Source organism: Plantactinospora sp. ZYX-F-223 (genome assembly GCF_039649625.1).
Taxonomy (GTDB): Bacteria; Actinomycetota; Actinomycetes; order Mycobacteriales; family Micromonosporaceae; genus Plantactinospora.
In genome coordinates, this window is sequence record NZ_JBDJAV010000054.1 from 39,171 (window position 1) to 57,535 (window position 18,365).

General features: G+C 72.0%; 18 protein-coding genes. 13 read left to right on the forward strand and 5 right to left on the reverse strand.

The features are described 5' to 3' along the window. Positions 1-3 precede the first annotated feature (3 nt). A complete protein-coding gene (locus tag AAH979_RS36150) occupies positions 4-309 on the reverse strand; it encodes a CU044_2847 family protein (RefSeq protein WP_346262622.1) in 306 nt (101 codons plus the stop codon). Positions 310-480: 171 nt separating this feature from the next. Beyond that, complete coding sequence (locus AAH979_RS36155; RefSeq protein WP_346262644.1) at positions 481-2,691, reverse strand: ATP-dependent RecD-like DNA helicase; 2,211 nt, start codon at positions 2,689-2,691, stop codon at positions 481-483. 186 nt (positions 2,692-2,877) lie between these two features. Between AAH979_RS36155 and AAH979_RS36160 the strand changes: the two genes are divergently transcribed. From AAH979_RS36160 to AAH979_RS36170, 3 genes are all read left to right on the forward strand, one after another. Beyond that, positions 2,878-3,180: a hypothetical protein gene (locus AAH979_RS36160; RefSeq protein WP_346262623.1), complete on the forward strand. Its 303-nt coding sequence runs from the start codon at positions 2,878-2,880 to the stop codon at positions 3,178-3,180. A gap of 81 nt (positions 3,181-3,261) precedes the next feature. After that, positions 3,262-4,137, forward strand: coding sequence for an ATP-binding cassette domain-containing protein (locus AAH979_RS36165; protein ID WP_346262624.1), 876 nt, complete (start codon positions 3,262-3,264; stop codon positions 4,135-4,137). Beyond that, positions 4,137-4,739 carry a hypothetical protein gene (locus AAH979_RS36170; RefSeq protein WP_346262625.1) on the forward strand — a complete coding sequence of 201 codons (603 nt, stop codon included), beginning with the start codon at positions 4,137-4,139 and terminating at the stop codon, positions 4,737-4,739. Before AAH979_RS36165 ends, AAH979_RS36170 begins: the two co-directional genes overlap by 1 nt. A gap of 122 nt (positions 4,740-4,861) precedes the next feature. Here the strand turns inward: AAH979_RS36170 and AAH979_RS36175 are convergent, their stop codons facing one another. Further along, complete coding sequence (locus tag AAH979_RS36175; protein WP_346262626.1) at positions 4,862-5,173, reverse strand: hypothetical protein; 312 nt, start codon at positions 5,171-5,173, stop codon at positions 4,862-4,864. Continuing rightward, positions 5,170-5,475, reverse strand: a complete 306-nt coding sequence (locus AAH979_RS36180; protein WP_346262627.1) for a hypothetical protein — start codon at positions 5,473-5,475, stop codon at positions 5,170-5,172. The genes AAH979_RS36175 and AAH979_RS36180 overlap by 4 nt, the downstream gene beginning before the upstream one ends. Positions 5,476-5,741: 266 nt before the next feature. Here AAH979_RS36180 and AAH979_RS36185 point away from each other — a divergent pair, with 266 nt between their 5' ends. The 9 genes from AAH979_RS36185 to AAH979_RS36225 all read left to right on the forward strand — a co-directional run bounded on the left by AAH979_RS36185 (position 5,742) and on the right by AAH979_RS36225 (position 15,959). Beyond that, positions 5,742-6,596 (forward strand): helix-turn-helix transcriptional regulator, encoded by an 855-nt coding sequence (locus AAH979_RS36185; RefSeq protein ID WP_346262628.1) that lies wholly within the window; start codon positions 5,742-5,744, stop codon positions 6,594-6,596. A 5-nt stretch (positions 6,597-6,601) separates the two neighbouring features. Further along, complete coding sequence (locus tag AAH979_RS36190) at positions 6,602-6,841, forward strand: DUF397 domain-containing protein (RefSeq protein ID WP_346262629.1); 240 nt, start codon at positions 6,602-6,604, stop codon at positions 6,839-6,841. Between the two features lie 119 nt (positions 6,842-6,960). Beyond that, positions 6,961-7,962 carry a cellulose binding domain-containing protein gene (locus AAH979_RS36195; RefSeq protein ID WP_346262630.1) on the forward strand — a complete coding sequence of 334 codons (1,002 nt, stop codon included), beginning with the start codon at positions 6,961-6,963 and terminating at the stop codon, positions 7,960-7,962. Positions 7,963-8,134: 172 nt separating this feature from the next. Next, positions 8,135-10,477 carry an endopeptidase La gene (gene lon, locus AAH979_RS36200; protein WP_346262631.1) on the forward strand — a complete coding sequence of 781 codons (2,343 nt, stop codon included), beginning with the start codon at positions 8,135-8,137 and terminating at the stop codon, positions 10,475-10,477. Between the two features lie 277 nt (positions 10,478-10,754). Further along, positions 10,755-12,656, forward strand: coding sequence for an ABC transporter ATP-binding protein (locus AAH979_RS36205; RefSeq protein WP_346262632.1), 1,902 nt, complete (start codon positions 10,755-10,757; stop codon positions 12,654-12,656). A 117-nt stretch (positions 12,657-12,773) separates the two neighbouring features. After that, positions 12,774-13,280, forward strand: coding sequence for a hypothetical protein (locus AAH979_RS36210; protein WP_346262633.1), 507 nt, complete (start codon positions 12,774-12,776; stop codon positions 13,278-13,280). 384 nt (positions 13,281-13,664) lie between these two features. Beyond that, positions 13,665-13,994, forward strand: coding sequence for a hypothetical protein (locus AAH979_RS36215; RefSeq protein ID WP_346262634.1), 330 nt, complete (start codon positions 13,665-13,667; stop codon positions 13,992-13,994). Positions 13,995-14,184: 190 nt separating this feature from the next. Next, a complete protein-coding gene (locus tag AAH979_RS36220; protein WP_346262635.1) occupies positions 14,185-14,715 on the forward strand; it encodes a hypothetical protein in 531 nt (176 codons plus the stop codon). A 74-nt stretch (positions 14,716-14,789) separates the two neighbouring features. Continuing rightward, positions 14,790-15,959: an aminotransferase class I/II-fold pyridoxal phosphate-dependent enzyme gene (locus AAH979_RS36225; protein WP_346262636.1), complete on the forward strand. Its 1,170-nt coding sequence runs from the start codon at positions 14,790-14,792 to the stop codon at positions 15,957-15,959. Between the two features lie 16 nt (positions 15,960-15,975). Here the strand turns inward: AAH979_RS36225 and AAH979_RS36230 are convergent, their stop codons facing one another. Then, positions 15,976-17,496, reverse strand: coding sequence for a hypothetical protein (locus AAH979_RS36230; RefSeq protein ID WP_346262637.1), 1,521 nt, complete (start codon positions 17,494-17,496; stop codon positions 15,976-15,978). 52 nt (positions 17,497-17,548) lie between these two features. On the opposite strand from AAH979_RS36230, the gene AAH979_RS36235 reads away from it, so the two are divergent. Then, positions 17,549-18,361 (forward strand): alpha/beta hydrolase, encoded by an 813-nt coding sequence (locus AAH979_RS36235; RefSeq protein WP_346262638.1) that lies wholly within the window; start codon positions 17,549-17,551, stop codon positions 18,359-18,361. Positions 18,362-18,365 lie beyond the last annotated feature (4 nt).

Sequence of the window (18,365 nt, forward strand, 5' to 3'; positions counted from 1 at the left end):
GGCTCAGGCACGTTCGATGGTGAGGGTGACCTCGAACGAGACCTCCGCCGACGCGCGCGTGACCACGACACCGCCGCTGGTGGCGAGGCTGAGCCCGAAGGTCGAGGTCACGTTCGACACCCGGAATCCGGTGTCGTCGGGTTCGGTGTCCACCGACTCGCGCAGCATCCGGGAGATGTCCCGGACGGCGGTGCCGATCTCGTCGGCGCGTTCCTGTAGCAGCGTCGTGAGTCGGCGACTCGGCCCGATCTGGCGGAGACCGGCGTCGTCCGTCGGGAAGACCTCGACTCTGACCGTTGTGTTCGACATGTATTCCGTCCGGTGACAGGGGGACACTCGGGCCGCTGCGGCGGGCGTACGCCGGACGGCAAGAGTCCTAACGAGACATCGATGCGGCGGAGACGCTGTCGAATGGTGTATCAGCGGGTCTTATCCGGATTTTTGCAGGTCTATCCGCTGAGACTGGGCGCGTGATTCACGTCACATAGCGGGTCGGAGCGAGCTCGGGCCGCTCAGGCGGTGAGTGAGTGCGGTGTGCCGGCGACCGGTGCCGGCGGTGCGGACCGCGATGGCCAGCGCCTTGCGCGACCCGGCCAGTACCACCAGCTTCCGGGCCCGGGTCACCGCCGTGTAGAGCAGGTTCCGTTGCAGCATCGTGTAGGAACTCATCGTCACCGGTATCACCACCGCCGGATACTCGCTGCCCTGCGACCGGTGCACCGTGATGGCGTACGCGTGTTGCAGCTCGTCGAGCTCGTCGAAGTCGTACCCGATCTCCTCGGCCTCGTCGGTGCGGACGGTGAGCTTCCGGTCCTCCACCGACAGTTCGGTGACCACCCCGACGGTGCCGTTGAAGACCCCGGCGGCGCCCTTGTCGTAGTTGTTCCTGATCTGGATGACCTTGTCGCCGACCCGGAAGATCCGCGCACCGTGCCGGCGCTCCGGCTGCCCCTCCCGGTACGGCGAGATCGCCTGTTGCAGTGCGGTGTTCAGGCTGCCGGCGCCGGCCGGCCCCCGGTGCATCGGGGTGAGCACCTGGATGTCCCGGGGACGCAGGCCGAACCTGCGCGGCACCCGGCGGGCGACGATGTCCACCACCAGTTCGGCGGTGGCCTCCGGCTCGTCCACCGGAAAAAGGAAGAAGTCGGGATATTCGCCGAGCAGCGGCGACTGGCCGGCATTGATCCGGTGCGCGTTGACCACCACTCCGGACTTCTGCGCCTGCCGGAAGATCTTCGTCAACCGGACCCGGGGGATCGACTCGGCGCCCAGCACGTCCCGGAGCACCTCGCCGGCACCGACCGAGGGCAACTGGTCGACGTCGCCGACCAGCAGCAGGTGCGCGCCGGGCGCGACCGCCTTGACGAGCTTGTTCGCCAGGATCAGGTCGAGCATCGACGCCTCGTCCACCACCACCAGGTCGGCGTCGATCGGGTTGTCCCGGTCGTGCGTCGGGTCGCCGCCGGGCCGCAGTTGCAGCAGCCGGTGCACGGTCGCGGCCGGATATCCGGTCAATTCCGTCATCCGTTTCGCGGCCCGGCCGGTCGGCGCGGCCAGCACTATCTTCGCGCCCTTGGCGGCAGCGAGTTTGATCACCGACGAGACGGTGAACGACTTGCCGCAGCCGGGTCCGCCGGTCAGCACCGCGACCTTCGAGGTCAGCGCGAGCCGGACCGCGGCCTCCTGCTCCGGGGCCAGGTCGGCACCGGTCCGGGTACGCAGCCAGGCCAGCGCCTTCGCCCAGTCCACGCTCGCGAACGCCGGCATCCGGTCGCTGTGGTGCCGCAGCAGCCGGAGCAGGCTGGCCGCGAGCGCGGACTCGGCCCGGTGGAACGGCACCAGATATACCGCCGGGATCGTGCCGCCCTCGCTGCTCGGGTTCGGCACCGCCTCCCGGACCACGCCCTCGTCGGCCGCGAGGTCGGCCAGGCAGTCCCGGACCAGCTCGACGGGGACCCCGAGGATCTCGGCGGCGTCCGCCACCAGATTCGGTTCGGGCAGGTAGCAGTGCCCGGCGTCGGCGGCCTCGGAGAGGGTGTACTGGATGCCGGCCCGGACCCGCTGCGGACTGTCGTGTGGGATGCCGACGGCCTGGGCGATGGTGTCGGCGGTCTTGAAGCCGATCCCCCAGACGTCGGCGGCCAACCGGTACGGCTCGTTGCGGACGATCGAGATCGACCCGTCGCCGTACTTCTTGTAGATGCGTACGGCCAGTGAGGTGGAGACCCCGACGCCCTGGAGGAAGACCATCACCTCCTTGATGGACTGCTGCTCGATCCAGGCGGCGGCGATCAGCTTCGTCCGCTTCGGACCGAGCCCGGGGACCTCGACCAGCCGCCCGACCTCCTCCTCGATCACCCGCAGGGTGTCGACGCCGAAGTGCGCGACGATCCGTTCGGCCATCTTCGGCCCGATCCCCTTGATCAGCCCAGAGCCGAGGTACCGCTCGATGCCCTGCACCGTCGCCGGCAGCACCGTCGTGTACGACTGCACCTCGAACTGCCGCCCGTACTTCGGGTGCGAACTCCAGCGCCCGACCAGCCGTACGCTCTCGCCGGGCTGCACCCCCAGCAGCGAGCCGACCACGGTGAGCAGGTCGGACCCGGTCCGTTCGGTGGCGAACCGGGCGATGGTGTAGCCGGTCTCCTCGTTGGCGTAGGTGATCCGTTCCAGCACCGCCTCCAGCACCACCCCACCCGGCGGCCGGTCGGTGGGTCGGCGCTCGGCGGTCGGCGCCTGCTCTCCGGTCACCGGAGCATCATGCAACACAGCCGTGCCACCCGATGGCCAGCCGCCACCCTGAGCCCGCTGTCCCCGGCAGTCGCCACCTCGGTCGATCCGCGCCCGTCGCGGGGCGACCCGGCTTAGCGTGAGGCCATGGACGACGGGGAGCGGGCCCTGGTTATCGACGGTGAGCTGCACGAACTCCTGGTGATGCTGGCCAACGCCCGGGGCGAGACGGTCGGCGAGACCGCCACCCGCCTTATCGAGGCGGAGTTCGACCGGATCAACCCGGGGATGCTGGACGACATCCGCCGCCCAGGCGCGGCGATCAAGCGCTTGTACGCGGCGACCGGCCGGCCGGTTCCGCCGGCCTTCCAGCAGATGGTCGACCGCGAGTTCGGTGGCGCCGCCGGGCTGCGTGAACTCGACGAGACCGGCGAACTCCAGCGGATGTAGCCGCGCTGCGGGGGTCGCGACCACCGGGGAGGGGGATCCGCTGTCCCCGGTGGCGCGGCGGGCCGGGTAAGAATGGCCGGGATGATCGAGGCCATCGAACTGACGAAGCAGTACCGGCGGGTCCGGGCCGTGGACGGAGTGACCTTCTCCGCCGTACCGGGCCGGGTGACCGGATTCCTCGGGCTGAACGGCTCGGGCAAGACCACCACCCTGCGGATGCTGCTCGGGCTCAGCCGGCCGACGTCCGGCCGGGCGCTGGTCAACAAGCGGCGGTTCCGCGATCTGGCGCACCCGCTGCGGCAGGTCGGCGCCGTCCTTGAACAGGGCGTCAGCCATCCCGGCCAGACCGGCCGGGCCCACCTGGTCACCCAGGCCGTCCTGGCCGGCGCCGGCCGGTCCCGGGTCGACCACCTGATCGAGTACGTGGGATTGGCGCACGCCGCCGACCAGCGCACCGGCGACTACTCGCTCGGCATGCGGCAGCGGCTCGCGGTGGCCACCGCGCTGCTGGGCAGCCCGCCGGTGCTGGTGCTGGACGAGCCGGCGAACGGGCTCGATCCGGAGGGGATCGCCTGGCTGCGCGAGCTGCTGCGCGACCACGCCCGGGCAGGTGGCACCGTCCTGATCTCCAGCCACCTGCTCGCCGAGCTGGCCCAGCTCATCGACGACGTGGTGATCATCGCCAGGGGGCGGGTCAGCTGCGCCGCCCCCCTCGCCGAGCTGTACGGCGGCGCCACCCGCCGGCTGCGGATCCGGGGCCGTGACCCCCGGCGGCTGTGGCAGGCGTTCGAGCGGGCCGGCGGCCGGGTCAGTGCGGACGGGTACGTGCTGGAGGTGGTGGGCCTCTCCCCGGAGGACGCGGGTGAGATCGCCTTCGAGGCGCGGGTGCCGATCTACGAGCTGACCGAGGACGCCCCGAACCTCGAACAGATCTTCCTCAACCTGGCGGCGGCCTGATGATCGCACTGGTCCGCAGCGAGCTGTACCGGATGGCCACGATCCGGTCGAGCTGGGTCTCGATCGCCGTGTTCAGTGTGCTGGGTGCGCTCTTCGGCGCGGTGAACGTGGACGCCTGGGCGTTGCTGGCCGGGATGGGCGCGTTCGGCCTCGCTGTGTTGGGCGTGACCCAGCACTTCCAGCACCGTACGGCCGTGCTGCTCTATCTGGCCCGACCGGCTCGACTGCTCACCCTGCTCGGCCAGGTGGTGGCCAGCGTGATCGTGGCGGTCGGGTTCGCCGCCGTCAGCGGGGTGACCGTGCTGGCCAAGGGCGACCTGACGCAGTACCGGAACACCCTCACCCTGGTGCCGGTGATGGCGGTCTTCGGCGCCGCCAACGCAGCGGTGGTACGCCGCCCCACCTGGCTGTTCCTCGGGTACGCCGGCTGGTTCGTCTTCGTCGAGGGACTACTCGGCCGGCTCTCCGCGCCGCTGCCGTTCTCCGCGTTCCTGGGCGCCGGCGGCGGTGACCGGACGAGCCTGCTGATCGCCGCCGCCTGGACCGCGCTGGCCCTGGCCGCCGCCGCGATAGCCACCCGCCGCGACCTCACCACCGACTGACTGACCTGGCCGACTGACTGTCCCCGACCTGGCCACCCGGCGGGCACCGGGGCGGCTGCCCACGCGACCCGAAATGTCGGAAAGTCACCGCCGGCCCGGCATCGACCTGGACATCAGATGCGCTACCACTGCGGCGTAGCGCCTCTGTTGTCCAGGTGAGCAGGGCGGGTGGCGGGGGTGAGGAGGAGGATGCCGTGCCAGAGGTCGAAGATGTCGGCGCGCGGCACCGGCAGGCGTATGCCGCAGGCTTCGACCAGGGCACGCAGGGCGGCTCGCCGGTGGGTGCAGGGATGGCGTGCACCGCAGACGCAGTGGTCGCCGTCGGTGCGATGGAGTTGATGCAGGGCGTACGCGATTCGCCACAGCGTGGGCATCGGGCAGCCCGGCGGCGGCTCGGCGGGCGGGTCCAGCGGGTCGAACGGCAGCGCGGTCATCCGGCACCGTCGCGGTCCAGAAGTCCGAGGCGGCGGCGCCAGCCGAAGGTGAGCAGCGGTGCCGCCCGGAGCACCGGCCCGACGTACGCCAGAAGTCGGGCTCGCCCGGGGCGTGGGATGGTCGGTGGCAGTACTGGCAGGCCAAGCTCGACCAGGCGGTTCGCCGCAGTGTTCGCCGGCTGGCACGGGCCGGCGACCAGGCAGATCGGACAGACTCCGGTCTCCACATCGGGTACGTGCGCGGCGAGCATCTGGTGCGCCGCCTCTGCTTCGACGCTCGCCCGGGAGCGGTATGTCGTCATCGGCTGTCCCCTCAGTCCCGAGGGTCGGTGTCGTTCGGGCAGGTGGATGGGCGCCCGACCGCCCAGCCCGCCGCTCTGCGGGGAAGAGGCGGGTCCGGCGGGCCGTGCCGTCGGCGACCGAGCGCCCATCCGGCTTCCGGGGTATCGCATCAGGTGACTGTGGATGTACGTTCAGCATGCACATCAATCGAGGTCTGTGCAAGCTTGCATCCTGTCGGGTCTTGCTGGATGCTGCTTCCGGGCAATCGGCGGCGAGGAGGGGTGTCATGCCGAACGAGCAGGCGTTCACACTGCGGGCGCAGTGGCTCGGTCAACAGCTCCGCGAGATGCGCGAGTCGCGGAAGCTGACCTTGAAGGCGGTCGGCGATTTCATCAAGCGCGACCCGTCCACCGTCAGTCGCATCGAGTCCGGCATGCTGCCGGCCCGAGTGCCCGAAGTGCTCGCCTACCTGGACATCTGCGGGATCGACGACCGGCAGCGCCGGGAAGACCTCAAGACGATGTCCGAGGACGCCTGGCAGAAGGGCTGGTGGGACGGCTTCACCGCCAACGTCGCGGCTTCGCTCATCGACTGGATCTGGCTGGAAAGCCGGGCGACCGAGATCCGTTCCTTCCAGGTCGGCGTGCTGCCTGGCCTGTTGCAAACCCGCGAGTACGCCGAAGCACTGATCCGCGCAGCTCATGCCGATGTCACGGAGGAGCAGATCGTCCGGTTCATCGAGCTGCGGATGACTCGACAGCAGCGGCTGGAGGGCGACGAGCCAGTCCGGCTCTCTGCTGTTATCGACGAGGGCTCGTTGCGGCGGCTGGTCGGTGGCGCCGAGGTGATGCGGGCGCAGCTTGCCCATCTGCGCGAGGTGTCCCGGTATCGGCACGTCGAGGTGCTGGTGCTTCCTGCGGAGGTTGGTGCACACCCGAGCCCGAACGGTGCCTTCGACGTGTTCCAGATGCGCCCGCCCTACCCGGTGGCCGGCTACATCTCGACCACAGCCGGCAACGTCGTGGTGGAAGGCGACTCGGCCGAGACTCTGCTCCGGACGTACGATCGGTTGCGCAAGGTGGCCCTGTCGGAGAAGGCCACTCTCGCGTTCCTGTCGGATCTGGAAGCACATCTGGAGTGAGCCACATGGCGACACACGACGCAGTGCGGGCCGTCGCGCTGCCCGAGGTGGCCTGGCACGTCAGTACCCGCAGCGGCAACGGGGACGGAAACTGTGTGGAGGCGGGTCCGGTGCTCGACAGCAGTGGGCGGGTCGCGGTGCGGGACAGCAAGGACCGTGGTGGGCCCGTACTCGTCTACCGGGGCGCCGGCTGGGCGGCCTTTCTCGGCGCCGTCCGGAGCGGCCTTCTCGGTCCGGAGAACTGACGGAGCCGCACCCGTCGACTACTGGCCGGGTGGGGGATCCCGGGCGCCAATCCATCGTTCACGATGAATATCCCGACGTCTGGGCGTCCCGGCGTCGGTAGTCGAGAGCGAGGATTCCCGTGCGCAGTCGTCCGTCCCGACCGGCCCGCCACTGGCCCCGTACCCTGATCCTGCCCTTCCTCGTCGTCGCCCTGGCCGGTACCGCCGGCACCGCACATGCGGCGGAGGACACCGAGCCGCCGACCGCGCCCGGCCCGATCACCGTCGCCGGCACCACCGCCAACTCGGTGAAGCTCACCTGGGCCGCCTCGACCGACAACGTCGGGGTGGCCGAGTACCACGTGTCGCAGATCTTCACCGACATCGCGATGCTGCACCGGACTCCCACCAACAGCATCGTGATCAGCGGAATGCTGCCGTCCCGGACGTACACCTTCGGGGTCTGGGCGCTGGACGCGGCGGGCAACCGTTCGGCGGCGCCGCCGTCGCTGCGCTTCACCATGCCGCCGGGGGACAGCCAGCCGCCGACCCCACCCGTCGCCCTCACCGTCGGAGCGGTCGGGGAGACCACCGTCGGCCTGAGCTGGGGCCTGTCCACCGACAACGTGCTGCTCGCCCAGTACGAGGTGCTGTCGCTCACCCTGACCGGCAACACCGTGGTCGGACGGGTCTACCTGCTGCCACCCGCCTATCCCAGCACCAGCACCACCGTTTCGGGACTGGCGCCCCGCACCACCTACCGGTTGGCGGTGCGGGCGGTGGACGAGGCGGGCAATCCCTCGGCGCTGTCCAACGTGGTGACCGTGACCACGGGACCGGCGCCGACCTGCGCGGCCTCCTACTACCGCCGGGGCCCGGAGACCTGGATCTCGGTCCGGAACATAGCCCCGACCACGGTCGACGGGTGGACGCTGTCCTGGGGGCTGCCGGATTCGCAGCGGATCGCCGCTATCTGGAACGCGGCCCTGGTCGGCCACACCGGCGGCATCGTCACCGCCCGGAACCTCGGCTGGAACGCGGTGATCGCGCCGGGCGTCACGGTGACCGTCGGGTACCTCGCCGCCGGGACCTTCCCACCCAGCGGTATCGCGCTGAACGGCCAGCCCTGCCAGGCCGGATAGCGGCATCGGTCTGCTGCTGGAGGGGCCCTGCGCCGGCCGGGCCCCACTGGGCTGACCGTCCGGTCCGGTCGAGGACTCCGGATCGTCGTAGTGGTCTGGATCACAAGCCGGAACATGGGGCACCGTTTGTTACTTGAGTCGTACAAGCTCAACTAACGATGGCAGGTGTGTGATGGCAACTCTTCCGGTTCTTCCTCTGACCGACGCTGTCCTGCTGCCCGGCATGGTCATCCCGGTGACCCTGGACGCGACCACCCAGGCAGCGGTGGACGCCGCCCGGGCCACGGGCGACAAGAAGCTTCTGGCCGTGCCCCGGGTCGACGGGGAGTACGGCTCCATCGGCGTCATCGCCACGATCGAGAAGGTCGGCCGGCTGCCCAGCGGCGAACCCGCCGCCGTGGTGCGCGGGCTGTCCCGGGCCCGGATCGGCTCCGGTGTGCCCGGCCCCGGTGCGGCCCTCTGGGTCGAGACCGTGGAGGTCACCGAGCCGGCACCGGCCGGCCGGGCCAAGGAACTCGCCCGGGAGTACCGGGCACTGGTGACGTCACTGCTGCAACAGCGCGGCGCCTGGCAGGTCATCGACGCGGTCGAGCGGATGACCGACCTGACCGAACTGGCCGACTCGGCCGGCTACGCGCCGTGGCTCACCCTGGAACAGAAGATCGAACTGCTGGCCGCACCGGACGTGACCGCCCGGCTGGAACTGCTGGTCGGCTGGGTGAAGGCGTACCTGGCCGAGCAGGAGGTCACCGAGCGGATCAACACGGACGTCCGCGAGGGGCTGGAGAAGTCCCAGCGGGAGTTCCTGCTCCGCCAGCAGCTCGCCGCGATCCGCAAGGAACTGGGCGAGGACGAGCCGGACGGCTCGGCCGACTACCGGTCCCGGGTCGAGTCCGCCGACCTGCCCGACAAGGTACGCGAGGCGGCACTGCGCGAGGTCGGCAAGCTGGAGCGGGCCAGCGACGCCTCCCCGGAGGCGGGCTGGATCCGTACCTGGCTGGACACGGTGCTGGAGATGCCGTGGAGCACGCGTACCGAGGACAACACCGACCTGGTGCAGGCCCGGCAGGTGCTGGACGCCGACCACGCCGGCCTGGCCGACGTGAAGGACCGGATCCTGGAGTACCTGGCGGTGCGCAACCGGCGCGCGGCCCGCAACCTCCAGGTGGTCGGCGGCCGTGGCTCGGGCGCGGTGCTCGCCCTCGGCGGCCCGCCCGGAGTCGGCAAGACCAGCCTCGGCGAGTCGGTCGCCCGGGCGCTGGGTCGGAAGTTCGTCCGGGTATCCCTGGGCGGCATCCGGGACGAGGCCGAGATCCGTGGCCACCGCCGGACGTACGTCGGCGCGCTGCCCGGCCGGATCGTCCGGGCGCTGCGCGAGGCGGGCTCGATGAACCCGGTCGTGCTGCTCGACGAGGTCGACAAGATCTCGGCGGGGTACGCCGGTGATCCGGCCGCCGCCCTGCTGGAGGTGCTGGACCCGGCACAGAACCACACCTTCCGGGACCACTACCTGGAGGTCGACCTCGACCTGTCGGACGTGCTCTTCCTGGCCACCGCCAACGTGGTGGAGGCGATCCCCGGCCCGCTGCTGGACCGGATGGAGCTGGTGACGCTGGACGGCTACACCGAGGAGGAGAAGGTCGCGATCGCCCGGGACCACCTGCTGCCCCGGCAGATCGAGCGGGCCGGACTGACCGCCGACGAGGTGAGCGTCTCCGACGAGGCGCTGGGCCGGATCGCCGCCGAGCACACCCGCGAGGCGGGGGTACGCCAGCTCGAACGCGCGCTGGCGAAGATCCTGCGCAAGGTCGCGGTCGCGCTGGCCTCGACCGAGGGTCCGGTACGCGTCGACACCGACAACCTGGCCAGCTACCTGGGGCGGCCGAAGTTCACGCCGGAGTCGGCGGAGCGGACGGCGGTGCCCGGAGTGGCGACCGGGCTGGCGGTGACCGGTGCCGGCGGTGACGTGCTGTTCATCGAGGCGACCAGCATGGAGGGCGAGCCGGGGCTGACCCTGACCGGGCAGCTCGGCGACGTGATGAAGGAGTCGGCGCACATCGCGCTCTCCTACCTCCGGTCGAACGGCCGGGCGTTGGGGCTGGACCCGAACGCGCTGGCCGGGCGGCGGATCCACCTGCACGTACCGGCGGGTGCGGTGCCCAAGGACGGGCCGAGCGCCGGCATCACCATGGTCACCGCGCTGGCCTCGCTGGCCAGCGGCCGGCCGGTACGCCCGGAGTTCGGCATGACCGGCGAGGTCACCCTCTCCGGCCGGGTACTGCCGATCGGCGGGGTGAAGCAGAAGCTGCTCGCCGCGCACCGGGCGGGGCTGACCGAGGTGATCATCCCGGCCCGGAACGAGCCGGACCTGGACGACCTGCCCACCGAGGTCCGGGAGGCACTGACCGTGCACACCCTGGCCGACGTGGCGGACGTACTGGCGCTGGCCCTGCGGCCGGCGGACGACCCGGGGCTGCTCGACACCGCCGACGGCCCGGCGCTGGCCGCCGCCTGACCTGACCCGACAACCACCGACGGGCCGTCCGCGATGCGCGGGCGGCCCGTCGCCGTCTCCGCCGCCGGGCCCTGCCGTCCGCGTCGCCGGGCCTTCAGGTCGGTGGCGGCGCCGGGTGGCGGTGGTATCCGGCCACGGTCGCCTGGCCTGCGGGTGCCAGTAACGGGTACCGGCCCGACGATTCCGCCGGACGTTGACCTCGATATTGCTTGAGGTCCTAATGTCGGTGGGCGCCGGTAGGGTCCGGGCGACTCGGTGTTCACGGAGGGTGCCAGCGATGGATATGGAAGTCACGGCGTGGAACTCGTTGTACCACGCGATGCACGCCCAGCAGGACAGGCGCCCGTTCTCCATGGCCACGCTCCGCCGCATCGCCGGCTTCGCCCGGCCACACCGCCGGCGACTGACCCATTATCTGCTGCTCAGCGTGGTGATGGCGGTGCTCGCGGTGGCCACGCCGGTGCTGGCCGGCCGGGTGGTCGACGGGATCGTCGGCGGCGGGAGCACCGACCTGGTGGTCGGGCTGGCCGTGCTGATCGGAGTCGTCGCGCTGGCCGAGGCCGGCCTGGCGCTGCTGACCCGCTACCTCTCGGCGAGCATCGGCGAAGGGCTGATCCTCGACCTGCGTACGGCGGTCTTCGACCACGTGCAGAAGATGCCGGTCGCCTTCTTCACCCGGACCCGCACCGGCGCCCTGGTCAGCCGGCTCAACAATGACGTGATCGGCGCGCAGCGGGCGTTCTCCGACACCCTCTCCGGGGTGGTCGGCAATCTCGTCACGTTGCTGCTCACCCTGGTCGTGATGATCGGGATCTCCTGGCGGATCACCCTGCTCGCACTCGTGCTGCTGCCGGTCTTTGTGCTGCCGGCCCGCCGGATGGGCACCCGGCTGGCCCGGCTGGAGCGCGAGGCCGCCAACCACAACGCGACGATGAGCACCCAGATGACCGAGCGGTTCTCCGCGCCCGGGGCGACCCTGATCAAGCTCTTCGGCCGGCCGGCGGAGGAGTCGGCCGAGTTCGCCGACCGGGCCCGCCGGGTCCGCGACATCGGGGTACGCACCGCGATGGTCCAGTCGGTCTTCATCACCGCACTCACCCTGGTCTCGGCGCTGGCGCTCGCCCTGGTGTACGGCCTCGGTGGCTTCTACGCGCTGCGCGGCCAACTGGAGCCGGGTGCGGTGGTCGCGCTCGCCCTGCTGCTGACCCGGCTCTACGCCCCGCTGACCGCGCTGGCCAGCGCCCGGGTCGAGGTGATGAGTGCGCTGGTCAGCTTCGAGCGGGTCTTCGAGATCCTCGACCTCAAGCCGCTGATCACCGAGAAGCCCGACGCGGGCCGAGTGCCGGACGGGCCGGTCTCGGTCGAGCTGGACGGGGTGACCTTCGGCTATCCGTCGGCCGACAAGGTCTCGCTGGCCTCGCTGGAGGAGGTGGCGACCCTGGACACCCGGGGCGGGGTCGACGTGCTGCACGACGTGTCGTTCCGGGTGGAGCCGGGCGAACTCGTCGCCCTGGTCGGCTCCTCGGGGGCCGGCAAGTCCACCATCGCCCAGCTCGTACCCCGGCTCTACGACGCCGACTCCGGTGCCGTACGCCTGGCGGGGCAGGACGTCCGGGACCTCTCCGCCGACTCGATCCGGGACACCCTCGGCCTGGTCACCCAGGACGGGCACCTGTTCCACGACACCATCCGGGCCAACCTGCTGCTGGCCCGGCCCGGGGCGACCGAGGAGGAGCTGTGGGACGTGCTGCGCCGGGCCCGGCTCGCGGACCTGATCGAGGGACTGCCCGACGGGCTCGACACCGTGGTCGGCGAGCGCGGCTACCGGCTCTCCGGCGGCGAGCGGCAGCGGCTGACCATCGCCCGGCTGCTGCTGGCCCGGCCCCGGGTGGTGATCCTGGACGAGGCGACCGCACACCTCGACTCCACCTCCGAGGCGGCGGTGCAGGCGGCGCTCGGCGAGGCGCTGGCCGACCGTACGGCATTGGTGATCGCGCACCGGCTCTCCACCGTACGGGCCGCCAACCAGATCCTGGTGGTGGAGGAGGGCCGGATCGTGGAGCGCGGCACCCACGACGAACTGCTCGCCGCCGGTGGCCGCTACGAGGAGCTCTACCGGACCCAGTTCGAGCAGGACGAGCGGCCCCGGGCTGAGGAGGAGGCGCTGGTCGCCGGCTGACCGCCGCGACGCGGTGACGGTGTGGGGGACGGGTGCTCGACCGGTTCGTCGCCGAGGAGGTGCACGGCACCGGGGGTGGCATGGCAGACCGGCGCGGCCCGACCCGACAATGGTGGGGTGACAGCCGAGCCATCCCGACCCGTGTCGTCTGCCGGATCGGTTCCCGCCCAGCCGGCGCCGCCGGAGATCGCACCGGAGGTCGTGCCGGAGACCTCGCCGACCCCCGAGACCTCGCCGCCGGAGGTACCGGCCACTCCCGGTGCGCCGGACGCCCCGGCCACCGCCGAGGCGCCGACTCCGCACCCCGCGACGCCGACACCTGCGGCGCCCGAGCCGGCGTCGGCCCCGACCGACGAGGGGGCGTCGAGGTCGTCGGGCGACGGCTCGGCCAGTCCGACCAAGGTCCGGATCGACACCCCCGGCGCCACCATCGAGATCGAGGCGAACGAGTCGCTGGCCGAGGTGGTGGCGACCGCGCTGCGACTGTTCCACGAGGCCGGCGGCTGGCCGCAGGTGAACAGCCGGGCCGCCGGGTTCGCCCAGGCGGAGCGCCGGGAAACCTATCCGGTGCAGCCGAGCTCGATGCCGTACGGACCGGGGTCATATCCCGTACAGATGCCGTAACCGACGGGTGCGGAGGTACGCGGGCCGAGCCGCCGTGGTGGTGCCGGATCCGGCGGTGATTGCCCACCCGCGGCGGATATCCGCTCGCGGGGTGGGTCGGCCCGGCCGCCGTGCCGCCGGCCCGTCACCGGTGCTTCAGGGCACGTCCCTGCCAGGCATGCGCGGCGAACGCTGACCCAGGGGCGGAGCTGGGCCCTTGTCACGGCCGCTCGCCGGCAGTCGGGCGCACAGGGCCGGGATGGAGCTTGGCGCGAGGATGAACCGGACGTCCTAGTTCGGCGTGTGACCAGACGAGGCCTCACACGCAATCACTTCCGACGATAGGAAGGACGAACGACGATGCCAACGGAACCATTACGCGCGGCGCGCGTGTGGGGAGCGGCCGTGCTGGTTGCCGGTGCCTTGCTGCTGGGGGCCGCCCCGGCCTCCGCTGAGCCGGTCGCGGGCGCCACCGCGACACAGCAGGCACCCACCATGCTGCGTCCGGTGTGTATCGGTCAGGAGATGTCGCTGAGCTGGACGGCCGTACCGGGCGCATTCGGCTATCGGATCTTCGCCGACGGAGTCTGGGTATCCGGTACCCGCTCGACAATCGACGTCTTCTATGGCTGGGACCCGGACATAATCTGGAGCGTTCGCGCTATAGACCAGTCGGGGAACTACATCTCACCGATGAGCAACAGTGTGAGGGGTGGCTGCCAGGGCGCTGGCTGACAGTGCCGATCACGGGTAAAGGTCCGGGCCGGTCAGCCGACCGGTCCGGGCCTTTGCCCCGGCATTCTCGCGGGCGTTCGTCCGCCGGGAAACTCCGTGTACCACGGGTAGCCGACTCTTCCCGGCCAGGGTGGCAGGTGTGCACCGGCCGGGGCAGCGGGCCTGCCCTGATCGGGCGACAATCCCAGCCATGGGCTACACCCACTACTTCTCGTACCACCCCCGGAGCACGCCGTTTCTCGAAGCGTGGCCCCAGATGCGGGCCGACGCCGAGCGCATCCTCGACCGGGTGGCGGCGGCCGGCGTACGGCTCTGCCGGGATCCCTTCGAGGGAACGCTGCCACCGGAGTACGAGGTCATCGCCGTCAACGGCAGCGGCGAGGACGAGGAGGACGGTGAGCCGCTGGTGCTGGCACCCCGCTGGCCCGGCTACCGCCACGAGAGCGCCGACGGCCGGGTGACCGGGTTCTGCAAGACCGGACGCCAGCCCTACGACCTCGCCGTCAGCGCCATCCTGCTCCGCTGCCACCGGTTGCTGCCGGACGGGTTCGCCATCCACAGTGACGGCGGCTGGGACGCCGAGTGGCGGGACGGGAGGCGGATGCCGCCTCCGGTGCTGCCGAGCGCCCGTGACCTCGTCGCCGAGCTGTTCGGCGGCGACGAGACTTCCACCTGCCCGTTCGACCGCGACCGGGTGTTCGGCCCGGTCATCGACGGTTGACCGGGCCGAACCCGGATTGCGCCTGTCGGCCCGGGCCCCGGCAGCTGGAGTGCCTGGGCAAGTACCGTTGCCTGGTGGGCAACCCCTTGCAGACCCTCTCCCTGGCCGACCTGCGGCGCCGTACCAGCGAGAAGTGGCGGCGGTACCCGCCGGACGTACTGCCGCTCTGGGTTGCCGAGATGGACGTGCCGCTCGCCGAGCCGGTCGCGCGGGCGCTGACCGAGGCGGTCGCGCTCGGTGACACCGGCTACCCGCCGGACGGTACGGACTACGCCTCGGCGCTCGCCGGATTCGCCCGGGAACGCTGGGGCTGGGCCCCGAAGATCGAGCACACCCGGCTGGTCCCCGACGTGATGCTCGGCGTCGTCGAGATGGTCAAGCTGGTCACCGGGTACGGCGACGCGGTGGTGATCAACCCGCCCGTCTATCCGCCGTTCTACGATTTTCTCCGGGGCGCTGACCGGCGGGTCGTCGAGGCACCGCTGAACGCGGAGTACCGGCTCGACCCGGACGCCCTGGCGGCGGCCTTCGCCGATGCCGTTGCCGGGGGCCGGCGGGCCGCCTACCTGCTGTGCAGCCCGCACAACCCGACCGGCACCGTGCACACCGCCGACGAACTCGCCATGGTGATCGAGCTCTCCGACCGGTACGGCGTACGCGTCGTGGTGGACGAGATCCACGCGCCGCTGATCTATCCGGGCGTGACGTTCCGGCCGTACCTCTCGATGCCCGGCGGTGAACGCGGCCTCGCGCTGTACTCCGCGTCGAAGGCGTGGAACCTGGCCGGGGTGAAGGCGGCGCTGGCGGTCGCCGGGCCGGCGGCCGCCGACGACCTGGCCCGGATGCCGAAGGTGGCCGGCGACGGTGCCAGCCATCTGGGCGCGCTCGCGCACACCGCCGCACTCCGCTACGGCGGCGGCTGGCTCGACGAGCTGCTGGCCGGGCTCGACCAGAACCGCCGGCTCCTCGGTGACCTGCTCGCCGAGCACCTGCCGCAGGTGCGGTACCGGCCGCCGGAGGGCACCTATCTCACCTGGCTGGACTGCCGGGGCCTGACCCTGCCGGTCGGCGACTCCGGTGCACCCGCCGACCCCGCGCAGGTGTTCCTGGATCGCGGCCGGGTCGCGTTGGTCTCCGGGCCGCTGTTCGGGACCGGTGGTGCCGGACACGCCCGGTTCAACCTGGCGGCCTCTCCGGAACTGGTCACGGAGGCGGTCCGCCGGATGGCCGCCGCACTGCGCTGACCGCCCTGGCGGCGGCTCAGAAGTCGCGCCAGTCGTCGAACCAGGTGTCGGCGAGATCCGCCGGTACGCCGGCCCGGTCGGCCAGGGCGAGGAACGCGTCCCCAGCCTGCTCGCGGTTGACGGTGTCGATAATCTCGTAGCGCTGCTCGATCCGGTTGAGCGCGTCGACGAGGGCCCGCAGGATCGGCTCGGCCGCCTCGACCCGCCCGGCGCCGTCGGCCGGCAGCCGGTCGACGGCCCGCAGCGCGGTCGCGTACGCCCGGCAGGCGGCCGTGCCGCCGCGCGGATCGTCATCGACCCAGTCCCGGAACGGGTTGCCGAAGTTTGCCTCCAGCCACGCGTCGGACTTCGCGCCCCGGAGCAGCAGCGCGGCGCCGGTGCCCCGGTAGCGGGACCGCAGGGGAGCGACCACCGAGCGGCGCAGCCCGTCGACCTCCAGATGGCGCAGGGCCGGCAGCTCGGGCAGGGTGTCGGCGGCGCAGCCGAACCCGTCGAGCAGTTCGACGGCGTACAGCCGGGGCAGCGTCGCCAGCGGGTCGGGGTCGACCAGCAGGCCGGGCGCCTTCTGCCAGCTCAACAGGAGCGTCTCCAGGTCGGCCAGCTCGCCGAGCGACGCCGCCGAGATCACCCCGCCGCCGCGCAGCCCCAGGCGGCGTACGCCGTGCAGCCCGGCGGGGACCGGCACCGGAGTGTCGGTGACCTCGACGCTCAGGCTGATCCACCGCCCCCGCTCGGCCGCGTCGACGGTGGCCGGCACGCTGCCGGCGAGTCGGCAGCGCAGCAGGGTGGGCGGCAGCCGCAGGGTCCGCACGCCCGAGCCGTGCAGGGTGAGGTCGGTCAGGCTGCTGGCCGCGAGGTCGACCTCGGCCGGGGGATCGTGCCAGGTCAGGCTGGAGACGATCGGCCGGGCCGCGAGCGCCTCGGGCAACCCGCGGGCCGGGCCGCGCCAGGTCAGCGTGCTGCACCGGGGCAGCGCGTCGAGGCCGGCCCAGCGTACGTCGCCGGTCGGCGGCAGCAGGGCGGAGCCGGTGAGGTCGAGGCGCCAGGTGGCCGCGCCCATCGTCGCCGGCTCGCCGCCGAGATCGACCTCGACCTGGCCCCGGGTCCGCGCCGCCCGGTATTCCGCCTTCACCCGCTCCGGCAGCCGCAGGTCCCACTCGCGCTGCCGGTAGACCTGGTCGGGCAGGTAGGACCAGCCGGCGTAGCTGGCCGAGGTCTCGGGCGCGCCGGGCCGGAGCGGCTGGTCACCGAGCCAGTCGAAGTCGAGCGGGACGGGGCCGTCCCGCCGCACGTTGATCGCCGCCACCCCGCCGTCGTGGCTGTGGTGCCGCAGGCGCAGCGGACCGGCTCCGGCGAGCTGCGCCAGGGTCGGCCGCTGCGCCGAATACCAGTCCAGGGCGTACGCGAGCAGAGTCTCGTCGCCGACGGAGACCACCTGGACGGCGCCGTACCCGCCGCGCGGCAGCGTCAGCACCGCCACCGCGCCCGGCCGGATCCCGGCCCCGGTGGCGGCCTCACTGGTGGGAGTCTCCGACATCCGGCCATGCTATGTGGACGGTACGACAGCCCCCGGTGGCAGACTGCTCGGCATGACGGGTGGAGATCCGGCGGGCCGGGACCTGCGGGTGGCGCTCGGTGGGGGTACGGGCCAGCCGGTGCTGCTGCTGTTGCACGGGATGGGCGCGACCGGTGCCGTGTGGCGAGGCTGGGCAGAGCCGCTGGCCGACCGCTGGCCGGGCCGCTGGCTGGCGCCTGATCTGCCCGGGCACGGCGGCTCGGCCCCGCTCGACCGGTACTCCTTCGACTCCCTCGCCGCCGGCCTGGCCGGGCTGTTCGCTCCCGGTGACCGGGTGGTGGTGTTCGGGCACTCGCTGGGCGGTGCGGTCGGTCTGGCCCTGGCGGGGTGCGGGTCGGACGAGCCGACCGGTGCCGGGACCGGCTGGGCGGTCGAGGCGGTGATCGCGCTGGGTGTGAAGGTCGGCTGGACCCCCGACGAACTCGGCAAGGCCGCCGCGCTGGCCGCCCGCCCGGTGGCCTGGTACGACTCCCGGGCCGAGGCGGCCCAGCGGTATCTGCGGGTCTCCGGCCTGGTCGGCCTGGTCGAACCGGACGATCCGGTGGTCGACGCCGGAATCGTCGCGACCGAGGACGGCCGCTGGCGGCTGGCGATGGATCCGGGCGCGTTCGGCGTCGGGGCTCCGGAGATGGGCGGGTTGCTGTCGGCGGTCTCCGCGCCGGTGCTGCTGGCCCGTGGCGAGCGCGACCCGATGGTCGGTGACGACCAGTTGGCCCGGTTCGGCGTACCCTCGCGCATGCTGTCCGGTCTGGGGCACAACGCCCATGTCGAGGATCCGGAGGCGGCGCTGGCGCTGCTTGAGTCGTACGTCGATGTCCGGTCCTAGGCCG

Coding starts and splice junctions, on each gene's coding strand:
- AAH979_RS36230 (WP_346262637.1), bottom strand. CDS start 17,496: ATGTCGGAGACTCCCACCAGTGAGGCCGCCACCGGGGCCGGGATCCGG.
- AAH979_RS36175 (WP_346262626.1), bottom strand. CDS start 5,173: ATGACCGCGCTGCCGTTCGACCCGCTGGACCCGCCCGCCGAGCCGCCG.
- AAH979_RS36170 (WP_346262625.1), top strand. CDS start 4,137: ATGATCGCACTGGTCCGCAGCGAGCTGTACCGGATGGCCACGATCCGG.
- AAH979_RS36235 (WP_346262638.1), top strand. CDS start 17,549: ATGACGGGTGGAGATCCGGCGGGCCGGGACCTGCGGGTGGCGCTCGGT.
- AAH979_RS36205 (WP_346262632.1), top strand. CDS start 10,755: ATGGATATGGAAGTCACGGCGTGGAACTCGTTGTACCACGCGATGCAC.
- AAH979_RS36160 (WP_346262623.1), top strand. CDS start 2,878: ATGGACGACGGGGAGCGGGCCCTGGTTATCGACGGTGAGCTGCACGAA.
- lon (WP_346262631.1), top strand. CDS start 8,135: ATGGCAACTCTTCCGGTTCTTCCTCTGACCGACGCTGTCCTGCTGCCC.
- AAH979_RS36190 (WP_346262629.1), top strand. CDS start 6,602: ATGGCGACACACGACGCAGTGCGGGCCGTCGCGCTGCCCGAGGTGGCC.
- AAH979_RS36165 (WP_346262624.1), top strand. CDS start 3,262: ATGATCGAGGCCATCGAACTGACGAAGCAGTACCGGCGGGTCCGGGCC.
- AAH979_RS36180 (WP_346262627.1), bottom strand. CDS start 5,475: ATGACGACATACCGCTCCCGGGCGAGCGTCGAAGCAGAGGCGGCGCAC.
- AAH979_RS36185 (WP_346262628.1), top strand. CDS start 5,742: ATGCCGAACGAGCAGGCGTTCACACTGCGGGCGCAGTGGCTCGGTCAA.
- AAH979_RS36150 (WP_346262622.1), bottom strand. CDS start 309: ATGTCGAACACAACGGTCAGAGTCGAGGTCTTCCCGACGGACGACGCC.
- AAH979_RS36220 (WP_346262635.1), top strand. CDS start 14,185: ATGGGCTACACCCACTACTTCTCGTACCACCCCCGGAGCACGCCGTTT.